Annotated in this window: 10 protein-coding genes and 1 pseudogene; 3 read left to right on the top strand and 8 right to left on the bottom strand. The window is 57.5% G+C overall.

What is annotated here, in order from left to right; all coding sequences use genetic code 11:
* Positions 1-463 precede the first annotated feature (463 nt).
* Positions 464-2113: a DUF262 domain-containing protein gene (locus PHA29_RS09310; protein ID WP_270849330.1), complete on the bottom strand. Its 1650-nt coding sequence runs from the start codon at positions 2111-2113 to the stop codon at positions 464-466.
* 1056 nt (positions 2114-3169) lie between these two features.
* On the opposite strand from PHA29_RS09310, the gene PHA29_RS09305 reads away from it, so the two are divergent.
* The 3 genes from PHA29_RS09305 (at position 3170) to PHA29_RS09295 (ending at position 6762) form a co-directional block, all read left to right on the top strand.
* Positions 3170-4081 carry a hypothetical protein gene (locus PHA29_RS09305; RefSeq protein ID WP_408612047.1) on the top strand — a complete coding sequence of 304 codons (912 nt, stop codon included), beginning with the start codon at positions 3170-3172 and terminating at the stop codon, positions 4079-4081.
* Positions 4081-4839 (top strand): nucleotidyl transferase AbiEii/AbiGii toxin family protein, encoded by a 759-nt coding sequence (locus PHA29_RS09300; protein ID WP_270849329.1) that lies wholly within the window; start codon positions 4081-4083, stop codon positions 4837-4839. Before PHA29_RS09305 ends, PHA29_RS09300 begins: the two co-directional genes overlap by 1 nt.
* A 225-nt stretch (positions 4840-5064) precedes the next feature.
* Positions 5065-6762: an AAA family ATPase gene (locus PHA29_RS09295; protein WP_270849327.1), complete on the top strand. Its 1698-nt coding sequence runs from the start codon at positions 5065-5067 to the stop codon at positions 6760-6762.
* A gap of 148 nt (positions 6763-6910) precedes the next feature.
* On the opposite strand, the gene PHA29_RS09290 is transcribed toward PHA29_RS09295, so the two are convergent.
* The 7 genes and pseudogenes from PHA29_RS09290 to PHA29_RS09260 all read right to left on the bottom strand — a co-directional run.
* Positions 6911-8722 carry a GmrSD restriction endonuclease domain-containing protein gene (locus PHA29_RS09290; RefSeq protein ID WP_270849325.1) on the bottom strand — a complete coding sequence of 604 codons (1812 nt, stop codon included), beginning with the start codon at positions 8720-8722 and terminating at the stop codon, positions 6911-6913.
* Positions 8723-8765: 43 nt separating this feature from the next.
* Positions 8766-9425 carry a hypothetical protein gene (locus PHA29_RS09285; protein WP_270849324.1) on the bottom strand — a complete coding sequence of 220 codons (660 nt, stop codon included), beginning with the start codon at positions 9423-9425 and terminating at the stop codon, positions 8766-8768.
* 167 nt (positions 9426-9592) lie between these two features.
* Entirely contained in the window at positions 9593-10915 is a 1323-nt protein-coding gene (locus PHA29_RS09280) for a hypothetical protein (RefSeq protein WP_270849323.1), read from the bottom strand.
* Positions 10916-10956: 41 nt separating this feature from the next.
* Positions 10957-11781, bottom strand: coding sequence for a hypothetical protein (locus tag PHA29_RS09275; RefSeq protein ID WP_270849321.1), 825 nt, complete (start codon positions 11779-11781; stop codon positions 10957-10959).
* A 152-nt stretch (positions 11782-11933) separates the two neighbouring features.
* Positions 11934-12863 (bottom strand): restriction endonuclease, encoded by a 930-nt coding sequence (locus tag PHA29_RS09270; RefSeq protein WP_270849319.1) that lies wholly within the window; start codon positions 12861-12863, stop codon positions 11934-11936.
* 179 nt (positions 12864-13042) lie between these two features.
* Positions 13043-14167, bottom strand: a complete 1125-nt coding sequence (aguA, locus tag PHA29_RS09265) for an agmatine deiminase (RefSeq protein ID WP_270849316.1) — start codon at positions 14165-14167, stop codon at positions 13043-13045.
* 183 nt (positions 14168-14350) lie between these two features.
* A pseudogene (locus tag PHA29_RS09260) lies at positions 14351-14674 on the bottom strand (amino acid:proton antiporter); the annotation flags it as partial.

The following is a 14674-nucleotide window of genomic DNA, read 5'->3' as shown; positions in this document are numbered from 1 at the left end:
GAGGGTGCTAACAGGCGCGATTACTCACTATGGCCCTACTTGATAAGTAAGGATTGTTCAATGCTAGGAATCTTTCAATGCAAGTAGCTGATGTTCAGTAATCAGCCCATCTATGCACGGCGGCAATCTTTGCATCTTGATAGTTAGCAATGCTCTACATTTTCACTCAATGCTTTGACATCCTCACCTTCGACGCAACGAGAGTGGGATAGAGATACTCTGAGAACAAGTTTGGTGGGCATATTGTTCAGGATCATTTTTCTAAAACGATAGATGGAATAGCCATATTGATGGAAACGCTATTTCTCATACCTTGCTTTTGTAAAGAGGCACTACGACATATTTCGATAATCGAGAAACTGTCCCAGTGGGTGCTATCCCAAAACAAGTCTAAGGTGCATTAACGTTACCAATTGCACTTTGAAATCCATCCGACGTGTTTGGACAAGCGCTGACGAATTGCCTACACCTGAAACAATGTGTAGATGCTTTCCGCAATTGCCTCGGTTCTTTTTTTAATATCGAATCTTCCGTCTGGGTAGCGCTCTGCAAATCCTCTTGTTGTCGCAAAAGAAGACGTTCTATAAATTTCGACTTTCTCCTGCAGCGTCTTGTTTTTGCACCTTCGATTTAGGGCATCTTCTAATGGAAGCAAATTCCCAACAACGGCGTTCCCTTCATCTTCGGAATCAGGGTAGGCGTGTTCAATGGTGAACTCGGAAACTGAGGATAGATTAGACTTCGACTCTTCAAGAAGCTTTAGGACAAGACGGCACCTATCTTTATTTTTGCTATCGGAATAGAAGGCCCATTTATGTGACCAGCCGAGAGCGTGCAGACTGCTGCAAAATGACTCCTTTGCCGGCAGCTTTGCCTTCAAAGCCTGCTTCATTTCATAGATTGATTGTCCGCTGAACGCGGTTTCAATTGAATGGGAATATTTTCTAATCGTTCCAGTTAGAGAATTGGACTCCATGCCCCCAACAATCTTAAATACAACGTAAAACTTATATATATAGTCTAAAGTATCGATATACGCATTAGGGCTTATGTCCTCTCGATCCCTGCAGTGCATCAGGCTGATTAGAAGTGGCCTAAGAACTCGGACCCTATTTGATACGAAAAATCGAAGATAGCTGTAGTCATCCTCTTGTTTATCTGGATTAGAGATATGGGCGTAATATTCGGCTTTTTTCTGAATGTCGAAAAGAAGGTTTCTGACGTCTTGAGGATTCGAAGCATCTCGAATAGTTTTATATATTTTATCATTTTTATTCTTGCCGAATTCAAATCTGTGAATTGCGTAGTGACGGAGAAATTCATCCATTCCGTCACCAATTGTCCTCTCTATATCTGACCAGATATTTTTAGCGTCATCGCGTGACTCTCTGGGAAGATAATATCTCATAATATAATTCTTTAGCAGCTCATGAGCTTGGAGCTCTTGTCCCCTTGCATTCAATATCTCAAAAATCGTGTAGGAATCTTCTTCTGTTGTTGCGCATATATCCACGTACGTCATCCCAATAACAGCATTTCTAAACTGAACTAGAGAATCGTCGTCAAAGACGGTGAGCCTGCTTGTAAAAAATCTGAAAGCTTTAGTAATTTGCCTATCCTTGCTTTTTGACGAGCACATTTCTGCGGAAAATGCAGACGCGGACATTTTTCTAGCGTTTTCTGGAGAGAGGGCAATCACCCCTCGTGCAATCCTTTCCAGAGTGACGTGTTTTTCAGGAGCAACAATTACAATTTCCTGACCCTTGTCGCCGGATGCTATCAGGTATTTCTTTGTTCCGAGAGCATCGTTAACCATGTCACGACGCTTAAATTCGTACATTATCGCGGAGAGCAGGAGAGTAATAGTGATAATTCTTTGCTGGCCATCAATGATTGTATAAACGTTGAGGCCGTCTTCTTTTCCTTCTTTTATTAGGACTATCGATCCGACAAAATGCGGCATCAAATCGTCTTTTGCGGTGATCTCAATATCACCAAACAAATCGCTCCAATTTGATTCATCCCATACATAGGACCTCTGGTTTCGCGGTATTCTATATATTGAATCATTGAGAAGCTTGCCTACAACGCTCTGTCGGGCTTCAAATGACATCGCTCAACTCCGTCCTCGTAGATAGTCAAATTAACCGAAACACAATTCAACAACCATAAGTGCATTGCCCTTAAGCGCGGTCCTCTGGTATTTTCAAGATTCGGTTAACTCGTCTGCTCATTATAATCGCTCGGTTCGTCTTCTCTTCTTCATTGCTCTGGCTTTGATAACTGAAAGCGCGTGTTCGAAGCTCTAGTGGCATTAGTTGCTAGCGTTATCAACAGATGTGTCCGAAGTTAAATGGTAGATGCTCGGCCTTAGTCTCGCCTGTCAAACATCGCATGACTTGCGGGGCGGAACTTGTCGTCTTCTTGACTAGTTATCGTTTTTGGTTTTATTGAGTGCCGGGAAAGCGGCGCAATCAAACTTCTCGCTCAGACTTGGTTTGAGCCCAGCCTAAACAATTGTAGACCACTGTCCGCCTTTGGCCGGGCAACTTCTCTGTGCACTCCCTCCGCGGCGAGGGGAAGACCATTGAGATGTTGCAGATCGTCTCATGGGAGGTGCGCTCCGGACCATTGGATGAGTGACTAAGCGCGGTGCCGTAGAGTTCCTATTATATTGGGATGGGCATGAAATCTCCTGCTTGACGACGTTTGGTTGCGTTGTGGGATTTTGGCTCTGAAAGAGGTTTCGGCTACCCGTCCCTGCTCGTACTGACAGTTCGGGAATCTATGAATATGCTGAAGATGATTGAGCACGGCAAGAGTGCAGCAGGTTTCTGAGGCGATGTACGCATGTGCCTTTTGCGACGAGTCCGTTGGTAGCTATGGATCGTGAGGTTCCCAATGGGCATGCTCGAGAAAGGACCCAAAAGCTCCGAAGCATAGTGCCGCCCACCTGAAGGGGAGGGACGGGCGCTCCCAACAGGAGTATCGGTGATTGCTCCTCAGTAGCCATTCTGATACTGAGTTCGTTTACATTGATGTAAACTATCAAAGTATGGTAAAGCAATCAGACATATCGGAGCTGGAGCAGCTCGCCGCCTCGCAATGGGGGATGTTCACCACCGCCCAAGCGCAGGCCATCGGACTCAGACGCAACCAGGTTTCGCGTATGGCGGATGCCATGCACGTTGAGCCCATGTGCTACGGGGTCTATCGGTTCGTTGCGGGGAGCGAGCCCGCGAACGCCGACCTCAAGGCAGCATGGCTCTCGGCCTTTCCCAAGAAGACCGCTGTGGAGCGTCTCGCCATTAGACCCTTCGATGCCGTCGTCGCAGCGGGGACGGCCGCCGCCGCTCTGGGCGCCGGCGATTTCCACCTGTCGCCCTACACCTTCATCGCCGCCTCTAGGAAGCAGACGGTTCGCGACGACATGAGGTTTCTGACATGTTCGCTTGACGAGTCCGACATCGTGATGGTCGACGGGCTGCCGACAACAAGCTTTGAGAGGACCGTGTTCGATCTTCTGCGGCTTGACGAGGATCCCTCCCTTGTCTACGGGTTCATGCGGGACGCGGCCAGGAGATGCGCCCACACGTTCGACTTCGAGAGGCTCTCGGAGCTCCTCGGGCCCGTTGCGTCGCGGTACGGTTTCCCCGAGGGGGGCGAGTCCTTCGCGGCCGATCTCATCCTCCGCAACGTGTCCGACGTGCTGGTCGACAGGGCGCACGAGGCCCTGCAGAGCGCGGTTGCCGATATTTGCAAAAGCGAGGCGTTCCAGACGGCAATGAGGGATACGGCCGCCCTATTCCTGGACGCCCTGAGGGGTTCCGGGCTTCCGTCCAGTCTGGAGACGCTGCAGAGGACGCTTATCGACTCGATTGGGAATCTGCGCCTCGAGGTCGGCGGGGAAACGGGGCATATCGGGGCAAAGGCGCTTGCTGGAGGGTTCACGGCGGCAACGGGGGCGCTTCCGAAACCCGACGTCGAGAGTGTCGCTACGGCGCTGGTAAAAGCGGCGATGCTCCCCGATGCGCCGGAGGGGGACAACGGGCCAGCGGGCACCGCGAGTGAGGAGGCGTGATGGCCAGGGAGTATCGGAGCGCGCTGGCGCTGGAGCAGGCGGTCAAGGCGGCGGCGAAGAAGTCCGGTCAGGACGTGGGGCGTGCTGTGGAGGGATTCTACGTCGGCAGGCTGCTGGAGAGGATTTTCAGCGAAGAGAGGAAGCCCTTCGTGCTCAAGGGCGGCAGGGGGATCCTCGCCAGGACCGTTGACGCCCGCTACACGACCGATACGGATTTTCTCTATAGGGGCGGCAGTCTGGAGGCCGCCCTCGGGGAGCTCAAGCGCCTTGCCTCCAAGGACCTCGGCGACCGCCTTGAGTTCCGGTTTGTCTCAGCGGACAAGATAGCCGCGACCCAGGAGTACCGAGATGGCTGCCGAGTGAGGTTTGACGTCGTCCTCGACGGGACTAGGCACAAGTCGGAGATAGCTATCGACCTCGTTGCCGATCCTGTTGAGCTCGGGAAGGCCGATTTGGTTACTCCCGCGAACAGGCTTGATGTAAAGGGACTTGCTGTATTCGACTACTTGATCTATCCCGTGGAGAGGACCGTGGCGGACAAGGTGTGCGCCACCATGCAGGTCTATCCCGGAGGAAGGGAGTCGAGCCGGGTGAAGGACCTCGTCGACCTCGTGCTCCACGTGACCCGGTACGGCATGGCGGGCTCCGACCTTTCGAGGGCGATCGAGAGGGAGGCGGGGATGAGGGGGATCGGCCCGCTCGACGCCTTCGGGGTGCCGGATTCCTGGCGTGGGCTCCGAGAGAGGGCGTACAGGTAGGCGGCGGCCGAGGCCAAGATCCCCGATCGAGATGGCTCAGGGTCGCGGATGCCGAAAGGGGCGTCAAGAAGTACGTCGATCCGGCGATAGGGCGGCAGGCCGAAGGGCCCGATTGGAATCCGAAAGCGCTGGAATGGGCTTCTTAGCGCACAACTCCTCGAGCCGCTCAAGGGCTAGAGGATCGTTCGGAAAGCAGAACGGAGAGGTGTTTTGAGAATAACGCGAATGAACATCGGAGGCGCAAGCTTCGAAACGGGCGCCGTCAACGTTTTCGTCGGGAAAAACAACAGCGGCAAGTCCACCCTGCTGAGGGAAGTGTCCGCTTTGTGCTTCCCTCAGAATCGCAATCAATTCAAAGACACAAAATGGAAAGCCGAAATTGCCATCAGCGTGCTTCCTTTGAAGCGAACGATGGAGGAGGTTTTTGAGAGACCCGATCTTATTCCGGAGGTGGAATCGGCGAACTCGGACGAGGCGGTGTCCTATTTGAGACCTCGCGTGACGAAGTCGATTGAGCATTCAGCCGCCGCGAATGGCCGCCGATTAAGCACCATTGCGGCGTCATCCTGCTACGAGAGCGGCGAGCCCTTCGAGCTGACGGTAGATGACCGTGGTGGTATCGGATCGGACGTCGGGACGCCGGACCACGTCCTGAAATGGATCCTGGATTTCCTGTCGACGGTTTACATCAGCACCGAGTTCTGCGAAGACCGATTGTCGAGAGGCTTCGGAACGCGAATCGAGGACATCGAGGCGATGGCTTCCGGACCTACCGACAGGATCGCAAGCCTGTATCTGAACGAAGCGATGCAGGAAGACATGAACCTCGTCCTCGAAAAAGTCTTCGGCGTCCGCATCGGTTTCGACGACCTCAGGCAGGCGGATACGCGCCTGCGCATCATGCCCGACCGTCCCATTCCCCACGACGTCATCGGCGTCGTGGAAAAAGCGCACTGGTGGCGCGACAACTCCCCATTGCTGTCCGAGCAGGGCGACGGTCTCAAGGCATTCGTCTCACTGCTGCTGACGCTGATCGACCCGTTTTCGAAAGTAATATTCATAGATGAACCGGAGACATTCCTCCACCCCCCGCAGAGGAGGGAGATGGGAAAGGCCGTGGTCGATGCAGCGAACCGCGGAAAGCAGGTGTTCGTGGCGACGCACGACGCCGACTTCATCCGGGGCGTTCTGACTGAGGAGTGCGAACCCTGCGTAATGTATCTCAACGTCATCGAGGGCGAGCATACCGCCGAGAGGATCGACCTCGCAACATTCGCTGACTGCAGGACAGGCGCCTCAGGCAGGGCGAAGGCGGGAGTCCAGATGCTTAACGAGAGGGTCATCAACTCACTTTTCTACGACCAAACGATTCTGGTGGAAAACGAGAACGATCGGGTGGTGTACGAGCATTACTGCCAGCAGCGTTTGTACGCTGAATTTCAGGGGCGTCATTTCATCGGCTTGAACGGATCCGACACGGTCCTCAACTTGTTCGACCTGATGGCAGGTGTGAAAATGAGCGTCAGCTGCATCTTGGACATCGACTTTATTCTAAACCTTGAAGCAAAGTCGTCGTTCGTCAATCGAGTAGCCCCTCCCTTACGCCAGAAACACTTCCAATTTGCTAGCGATATTCACGCAAGAGATGATTACGAGGAAGTGAAAAAGTCTCTCAAGAAAAACGGGCTTGAGGCCTTCGACGAGCAATCGCGCACCGTTGCGGAGGAGCTGATCGAGGAATACGGCCGATACGGGGTGCATATCATCCCACAGGGCGAGCTCGAATCATGGTTTTCCAAAGACCAGTCGGTTGGGAAAAACGGTATAGGAAGAATGATTGAAGCGATTTCCAGCGATAAGGTTGAACTTGGGGATCTGTACTGTTTCATGAAAAAGATCCTGGTCACTAATTCTGAGGGTTGAGATTGTTGGACTTGGTGGCAGCACGGATGGGATGAGTTGCCAGGTGGAATTCTTGTCCCATGGGTTCAAGGCCGAACTGCTCAACTTGGGGCGAGGTATTCAGCACCTGGCTGACGTGGTAGGCGTCAATATGCCAGCGAACTTTAGGCTACAGCCCCAGGAAGTATCCTTTGATCTTCTCCGCCATGAGCTTGCGACGCTCCTCAAGGAACTTTTCATAGTCCTCGGCACCCATCTCGAAGATGTCTGACGGGATGCAGTTCGCCTTGAGGTTCCGTTCGAGAGCGTCGGCATCGCTGATGTCGCCGAAGTATCTCTCGCCGGCCTCGCACGCATAAAGGGCCTCGGAGAAGTAGTCGCCCGGACGTCTATCACCGATGGCGATGTTGATTCTTTTCTCCAGGTACGCGTAGTTTGCGACCTGGTTGTAGAGGCGCTGCGGCGCGTTGAGCTTATCCCTCAGGTACGCCTTGGGGAAGATGTGATGGATGTCTCCTATGTTGCTGATTACATCGGCTACCTTGAAGCCGCTCGTGAAGAGCGTGTTGTCCGCAGCGCGCGCCTGCGAAGCCAGGTAGACGAGCCACGCCCCCGTTCGTGTGCTCGTGGTCTCGAGCTGCTGCGGGAGGCCGACCTCCCAGAACGTATCGGAGAGGCGCGCCCGGACGATCTCGTCATAGAAGGTGAGGAAGCCGCGCTCGGCGATGGAGCGGATGTCCCGGTCCATGACGGACTCCGACGAGCCGGAGTAACGCCCTGTAAGGACGGACATGACATACCAGCGCTGGACGTAGCGCTTCACGTCCGTGGCGGAGATGGCCTTGTCATCCCTGAGACGGAGATACAGGTTGTAGGCGAAGTTAATGGCGCCCTTCGAATAGGTGAGCGTGGGGGCAATGAAGCCCGCGGCGCGGAGGGCGAGGGTGAAGTCGCGGAAGGAGCCCTTGTCCATGAAGCGGACCACGCCATCATGCAGCTTGGCAAAGGAGTCGTCGGCGATCTCGCTCTTGTAGACCCGCTCCTCGAAGTCGCGGCCCGACAGAAGGGCTACGAGATCTGCCAGCTTGCCTCTCCCAAACTTGTACATGAAGGCGACGCGCAGGACGTCGTTGTAGTCGGGGTCGTAGATTTCGTCCGAGTCGCCTTTGAGCCACTCGGACTTTGCGGCGTACTCTGACGCCATGTACTCCTTGTCTTGGGATGAGATCGTCGACCAAAACTCCGGTTTCACTGCAAGATGGCAGAAGTAGTCGATCGCCTTACGGAGCATCGAGCCGCCGTGAACCTCGTCGGCTGCAATTTTGGACATGGCGAAATCTGCTTGCGATAGCACGGCACCCTTGGAGTTGATGCGAATGAAGATGTCGGTGACCTGATCGATGGAGCAGTCGGCATCGATCGAAATGACACCGAGCTGGCGCGTCGCTATCGCCTTGAGGTCGGTTATCCCCCTGTTGACCTGCCTGGGATCGGCGCCCTCGTTCTTCTCGATGTAGTCGTTCACAAAGCTCCACGAGTCAAAGTCGGGTGCGAAGAATTCAGAGATGTCGGAAATCCAGCGTGGGCTTTTCTCGAGTGCGGGCGTGAGGACCGCAAAGGGGCTGTCCTCACCGTCGTAGAGGGGGTCGAAGGCGATCTTGATGCGAATGTGCTCGTAGTCCTCATTAAGTACTTGGAGACCCGCAAGTGCAGCCATGAGCGCGGTGACTCTCTGCTGGCCGTCGATGAGCACTGTCTTGCCTTCGGCGGTGCCGCCGCCCTTGATCTTAACGTCGGGATTCTTCCATGTGATGAGGTAGCCCGTGGGGTAGCCGTTGTAGAGGGAGTCAATCAGGTCGCGGACCTGCGTGCGAGACCAAACGAAGGGACGCTGTATCTCGGGAATGGCGATGTCTCCGGAACCGATAAGGCCGAGAATGGATTGAACGGTATACGTAGTGATTGAAAAGCAGTCCTTCATCGCCTTATATCCTCCGGCTTTCTAGGTGGGCTATCCCGATAATCTAATTCTTGCGGTTGTACGACTCATCCGCATCGAGCGCCGTGATGAGCGACGCTTCGAGCTGATCGATCTTGTCCTTCTCGCAGGGGTAGAGCAAAACGTAGACGTGCTGCTTGTACTTTACGTCGGCGTATACGTCGGGGTCGCCCCTGCCCACGAAGTCATCGTGGATGCTTGCGCCGATGTTTTCGGACTTGCCCACGTAGAGCTCACGGTACTTGCTGTAGTCGTCCTTGCGGACGGCGTTATCGCAGGTGATGACGACATAGCAGCCCGAGTAGGCGAGATAGCCCTCGTGGTCCCCGGGGGCCTTCGACTGAACGTTCCAGTTCTCTTGGAATTTAGCGGCAGACATGCGTATTTTCGCCCCATCGAGGAGCGTCTTGCGCGCGAGCTCGCGCGCCTTCTCCTGGGCGCGGACCTCCGCGGCGTCCTTGGCGGCATTCCGCACGGAGCCGACAGCGCCTCCCAGCGCTCCGGCTGCGCCCTTCGCCGCGCCGGCGACCTTGCCAGCGCCCTCGCCCACGGCCCCGGGGACCTTGTCGGCCACGACGTTTGCGGCCTTCTTGGCGGCGGGGGCGATGACCGGCGCGATCTTGGGGATCTGCTCTGCCGCGGCGCGGGCAACCGGAGCCGCCTTGACGACTGCCCCGGCTAGCACGGCAGCCTTGCCCCCTCTGCCCTTAAGCTGAGGCATAGCCATCTCGGCCAGGCCAATCACCGCATTGACCGCATCAATGTACGCATCCGCCGACCGATCGTCGGAGGGTCGGTTAATCGTGTTATCGCGTTCCTGCATGGGGCTCTCCCGTCTTTGAGTCGCTTGTCCTATTTGCGCTTTTTCCCGAAGGGAAGTTTGATGGGAAGGGAGTCCTTAACCTTGCCAAGATCGACGGACTCCAGCGCCTTCACCGCGTCCTGGGCGCCTTTCCCCACGGCGTCGCCCAACGAGCCGGCGCCCTGGGCGACCGCCTCGCCGAGGTCCTGGGCGCCTATGAGGGCTTTGCCGCCGAGGTCCCGGGCGCCTGCCGCCAGTTGCTCTCCCGCATCGGCGGCGTCGGCGGCGCGGTTCTTGACAAACTTGCGAGCGGCCTTATCCCATCTGAGGGCGCGCTCAATCGTCTTCTCGTCTATCTCGATCCCCAGCTGCCTTGAGAACTCCTCCGCTGCAGACATGAGGACGTCGAGCCTTTCAAGCGACCTGTCCACGATGATGGGATGGAGCATCTTCTCGTCGCGGATGCGGTCCGCCGTCTCGCCCAAGGTCGTTCGCATACCGTCTACCAGCGCGCGGACCTTTGCCAGGCGGTCCTTGCGCGCCTCGACGATCGCCAGGCGATGCTCCTCGAGCACCTCGGGCTTCTCGGAAAACGCGCGCTCGAGCTCGATGACGGAGAGGCGGTCGCGTGTCTGGATGGCTCGGGCGATCACGTAGAGCCACATGCGGGCGTCGCTCGTACCCCGCTCGAGCGCGTCGTCGACGTCTTCTGCGGAGCGCGCCCGGGAGAGCTTGTCGCATATCCCTTGGAGCTTGGTCAGTGCGTAGGCGAGGGCCGTTTCCGTCGTCTTGGCGCAGGGGGCCACCTTCGACCATGCGGCGTCGGTGAGCGTGCCGGTGCGGTCCCTGACGGAGGTCGCCTCGTCGAGCTCGAAGACGACGCCCATGAGGTCGGCGAGCACGCGGTCCTTCTGGTCCTGCAAGAGGTCGTTTACCTTCTCGTCTATGGCGGCGAGGTAATCCGTTATCTCCTGGATCGCCTGCTCGAGCGCCATCTGGGTCATCATTCCGGCCATGCCCGTCGCCATCGCCGGGGAGAAGAGCTGGCTCGGGGTCTCGAACTTCAGCCACTTGACGATCCGGCCATTGGCGGCCTGTGCGACGCCGGGCTGGATGGCCCCCGCTTTACCGTATTGCTTGAGGAGCTCGGCGGATTCCTCGGTGAGCTTGACCCAGCGCCCTGACTGCATGGATGCATCGCTCGCCTTTTGCAGTGCGGCGCCGCCCATCTTGAGGGCCTTGGTGCGAAACTCACGGGATGCGAGCCCGCGCTCTTCGAGGAGCTGTTGTATTTCATGGGAATCCCCAAGGAAGAGGAGCCCCTGGTCGTCTTTGATGACGGTAATTTCCTGGGAACAGGGTGTTTCGGCCATCGGTTGTGCCCCTTCATCTTGGACGATATGTCCATATAGGATTATACGATTTCTGCTGGATGATCGGATGGCGCTATGGGGCGCGTATCGCTCGCATTCCATTGCGCCATCTTCTCCGCCCATTGTTGGAATTTGCCGAGGTTGTATCCGCTGTTGTTCTCGCGGAACCACTGGCTGCACAAGAAGAAATGTCCGCAGCATATCTCCGCGTAATATCGCGGATGACCGTGCTCGTCGAAGCGCTCCGCATCGCTTGTGACCGCGAGTGGCCTGGTGAAACCGAAAGTCCTCGAACGATACGCTTCGTCGTCGGCATCGTGGGAGCAGAGCCTATTCAGCTCGTAATCGGAAATATGCCCTCCTCGATAGAGTTGCTCGAAAACCCTCGTGACATACGCTTTGTTGCTTTCTCCTGGCTTCGGGGAGAGATCAGAGGGTTTGTGCGCGGCGTCGGGGTTTGCGGTTGCCGCAGGGACGTCGGCACCGGATTTCGCACCGAGCTTTGCTTCGTCCGATTTCGCCTCAGCTGAGTAGTTGCGGTCATAAGTGCGGTGGCACTTGGGGCATAGGAAGAGGACCACGTTGCCGATGGGGGAGTGGGTCGCATCGAGCTGCCGCTCGAAGGCGTCGAGATCGACTCGGTACGTTTCCCCGTCAAGGTACGATTCGAGAATCTCATGGACGATCGTCTTCCGATCGCGTCCGTGAATATGGGCTGCCTCGAGCTCATCGACCTTCCTGCCGCAATGTTCGCATACGAACCCGCGGTCGTGCTTGGCGGCGCGTGCGAGCGCGTTGATCCTGTTGCGGACGCGCGGGCCTATGAACTTGTTGAACTCTTGCTCTGTACCGATGAAGATGGCCATGGGCATCCTTTCCCTCAGCGAGTTGACAATACCCTAAAAATAACCATCTACCTGCAATAAGTCCATGAGAACCTCAGGTTAAAAGCGATTGCATGGGCGAGGAGGCGCCGCCTGGTGAGCCCGGGTAAGATCCGCTGCGCGCTCCCCGTGCCCTACTCCTCGAGATACCCGTTAAACAGGTCGGTGTCGACCGCCTTCACCTTGTACACCTTGCGCGTGGACACGCCAAAGTCGTGCTCGATCATGAGCTCGGCGAGGCGCTGGCCGTCGATGAGCACGATGTGCTGACGCTCGGCGTACTCACGTGCCTGCTTGCTGAACTTTGAGGTGGTCACGAAGAGGCCCTTGCCGTCGCGCCCGGCGATGGCGCCCACGAACGCCTGGATGTCGGGCCTGCCCACGGTGTGGTCGGGGGCGTAGTGCTTCGCCTGGACGTAGATTAGATCGAACCCGAGCTTGTCCTCCATGATGATGCCGTCTATGCCCTCGTCCCCGGCAAACGGGGTGACCTGCGTGGTGTTGTCGACCGACCCGTATCCCATGCTGGTCATGAGGTCCAGGACGAACTGCTCGAACGCCTGGTCCGAGATCTTCATGATCTCGTCGAGGAGGTCATCTGAGAGCTGCTCGTTGATTTGTGAGAGCGCTTGGGCGAGCGCTTCGTCGGGCGTGCTCCTCTTTGCATCAGAGTCGGCATGATATTGGTTTTCATCCTGTTTGGCAGTTTCGACGCCTGCAACAGGACGGCTGAAAAAGTCCTTGAACGAGTCGAATCGAGATAGGTAATCATTGGTAATCGCCTCGCCCGATGCCAAGGCGCTTCGTCCGCGGTCGGTAATGGCGAAGACCCCGCGCTTCGGGCTGGCGATGAGCCCGGCCTTCTTGAGATAGGTTCGGGCCCAGCCAATGCGGTTGGAGATTACCGTCTGCGTCTGGCTGGGCAGCTTCTCCGCGCGCTCCTCCGCTGTGAGGGAGAAGGCGTCGGAAATGGGGCCGATCATCTCGCGGGAGCTGTGCTCCATCCCGTCGGACAGGAAGTTGAGCACGGCGCCGTAGAACTCGTTGTATTTAGGGATGGGCATGGGGTCTCCTTCGGTCTTCGCCCCATTATATGCGGGCGGATTCGACCGAAAGGTGAAGACCGCCAAGGGTATCCTCCGCCGCGGCGCCCCCGTCGTCCCTGCTCTTCTAACGCAAACGCCCCCGTCAGCCGCAACAATACGGCTGCCGGGGGCTACGCGAATCGGCTTTGCTCCGCGTCCTACGCGGTGCGGTGCGCCTTGGGCTGCTGCTGCGTGATGCAGTGGATGTTGCCGCCGCCGTAGATGATCTCGCGCGTCATGATGCCGATCACCTCGCGGTCCGGGTAGGCCGCCTGGATGTCCTTGAGCGCCTGCTCGTCGTTGGGGTCGCCAAACTGGGGGACCAAAACGGCGCCGTTGATGGGCAGGAAGTTGAGGTGGCTCGGCTCGAAGGCGTCCTCCGGCGTGCGGGGCAGGCTGCCCTCCACGAGGTCGATGGTCGAGGCCTCCACCTCGGTCATGTAGACCGAGGTGCTCGGCATGATCACCTTGTGCACCTTGAGCTTGCGGCCGCGGGCGTCCGTCGCCTCACAGAGCACGCGGTAAGCCTCCTGGCACTCGCGGTAGAACTTGTGGTCGGGGTCGTCCGTCCACATGCAGCACACCTCGCCCGGGGCGCTGAAGCACGCCACGTCGTCCACGTGGCCGTTCGTCTCATAGGGGTCGATGCCGTCCTTGATCCAGATGACTTTCTCGATGCCCAGGTACTCGCCCAGCAGCTCCTCGATCTGCTCCTTGGTGTACTGGGGGTTGCGGCCCTCGTTGAGCAGGCACATCTCGGTGGTCACGACCGTGCCCTGGCCGTCGCAGTTGAACGAGCCGCCCTCCAGGATGAAGTCGTCGGGACGGTAGCGCGTCACCTGCTCGATCTGGCTGATCTGCAGGCCGAGCGAGGCGTCCTTGTCCCACGGGAAGTAGAGGCCGTCGATGAGGCCGCCGTAGCCGTTGAAGTGCCAATGGCAGGCGCGCTTGTCGCCCTTGCCGTTAATCACATAGGTGCAGGCGGTGTCGCGGAACCAGACGTCGTCGGTGGTCATCTCGATGACGGTGACGTTCTCGTCTTCCTCGAAGACGGCCTTGCAGTTGGCGTAGTCGGCCTGGTTGGCGCACATGGTGACCGGCGTGAACCGGGAGATGGCGCGTGCGATTTCGGCGTACTGGGCCTGGGCGGGCTTGGCGCCGCGGGCCCAGGTGTCGGTGCGGTGGGGCCAGCCCATCCACACGCGGTCCTGCGGCGCGAACTCAGCGGGCATGTAGAAGCCGTCGGCCTTGGGGGTGGATTCGGACTCGGTGATCGTACGCATAGATTACCTCCATATCGCTTGCGATCCGCCGCCGGCATCCAGCCGGCGGGCAATTGCCGAAAAAAGAGGTCAGGCTTTTGGTGCCGTGCCTGCCGGACGGCGAAAGGAGAGGAGCGGGTTTTTGAACCGTACCCGCGAACGGCCCGAGATGGCGTATCGCACGAGGTCGGAAATCAGGCGTGGCTACTCGCCGTCCGCCTCCTTGGCCTCGGCTGCCAGGCGCGCGGCGGCGAGCTTTGGCGTGAGGCCGCGGTACTCCTCCTTGCGTCCGCGGGCGGAGACGACGCGGACCACCTCGCCGATGAGGAGCAGCACGATGAAGCCGATGAGCATGGGAACCTTGTCGGCGATCTCGGCCCCGGAGAGCGGCACGACGGTCGCGACGATTGTCAGCACGAGCTCGATGCAGGGCACCGCGAGGGCGACCTTCATCAGCGCGCCCTCGAACGGGAAGCGGAACACGCGCTCGCGGTCGGGATCGTTCTTGCGCAGGTTGAGGAAGGCCGG

It is taken from the genome of Candidatus Collinsella stercoripullorum (assembly GCF_027669965.1).
In the GTDB taxonomy this organism is placed as follows: domain Bacteria; phylum Actinomycetota; class Coriobacteriia; order Coriobacteriales; family Coriobacteriaceae; genus Collinsella; species Collinsella stercoripullorum.
This window is presented reverse-complemented; position numbering and strand designations above follow the sequence as displayed.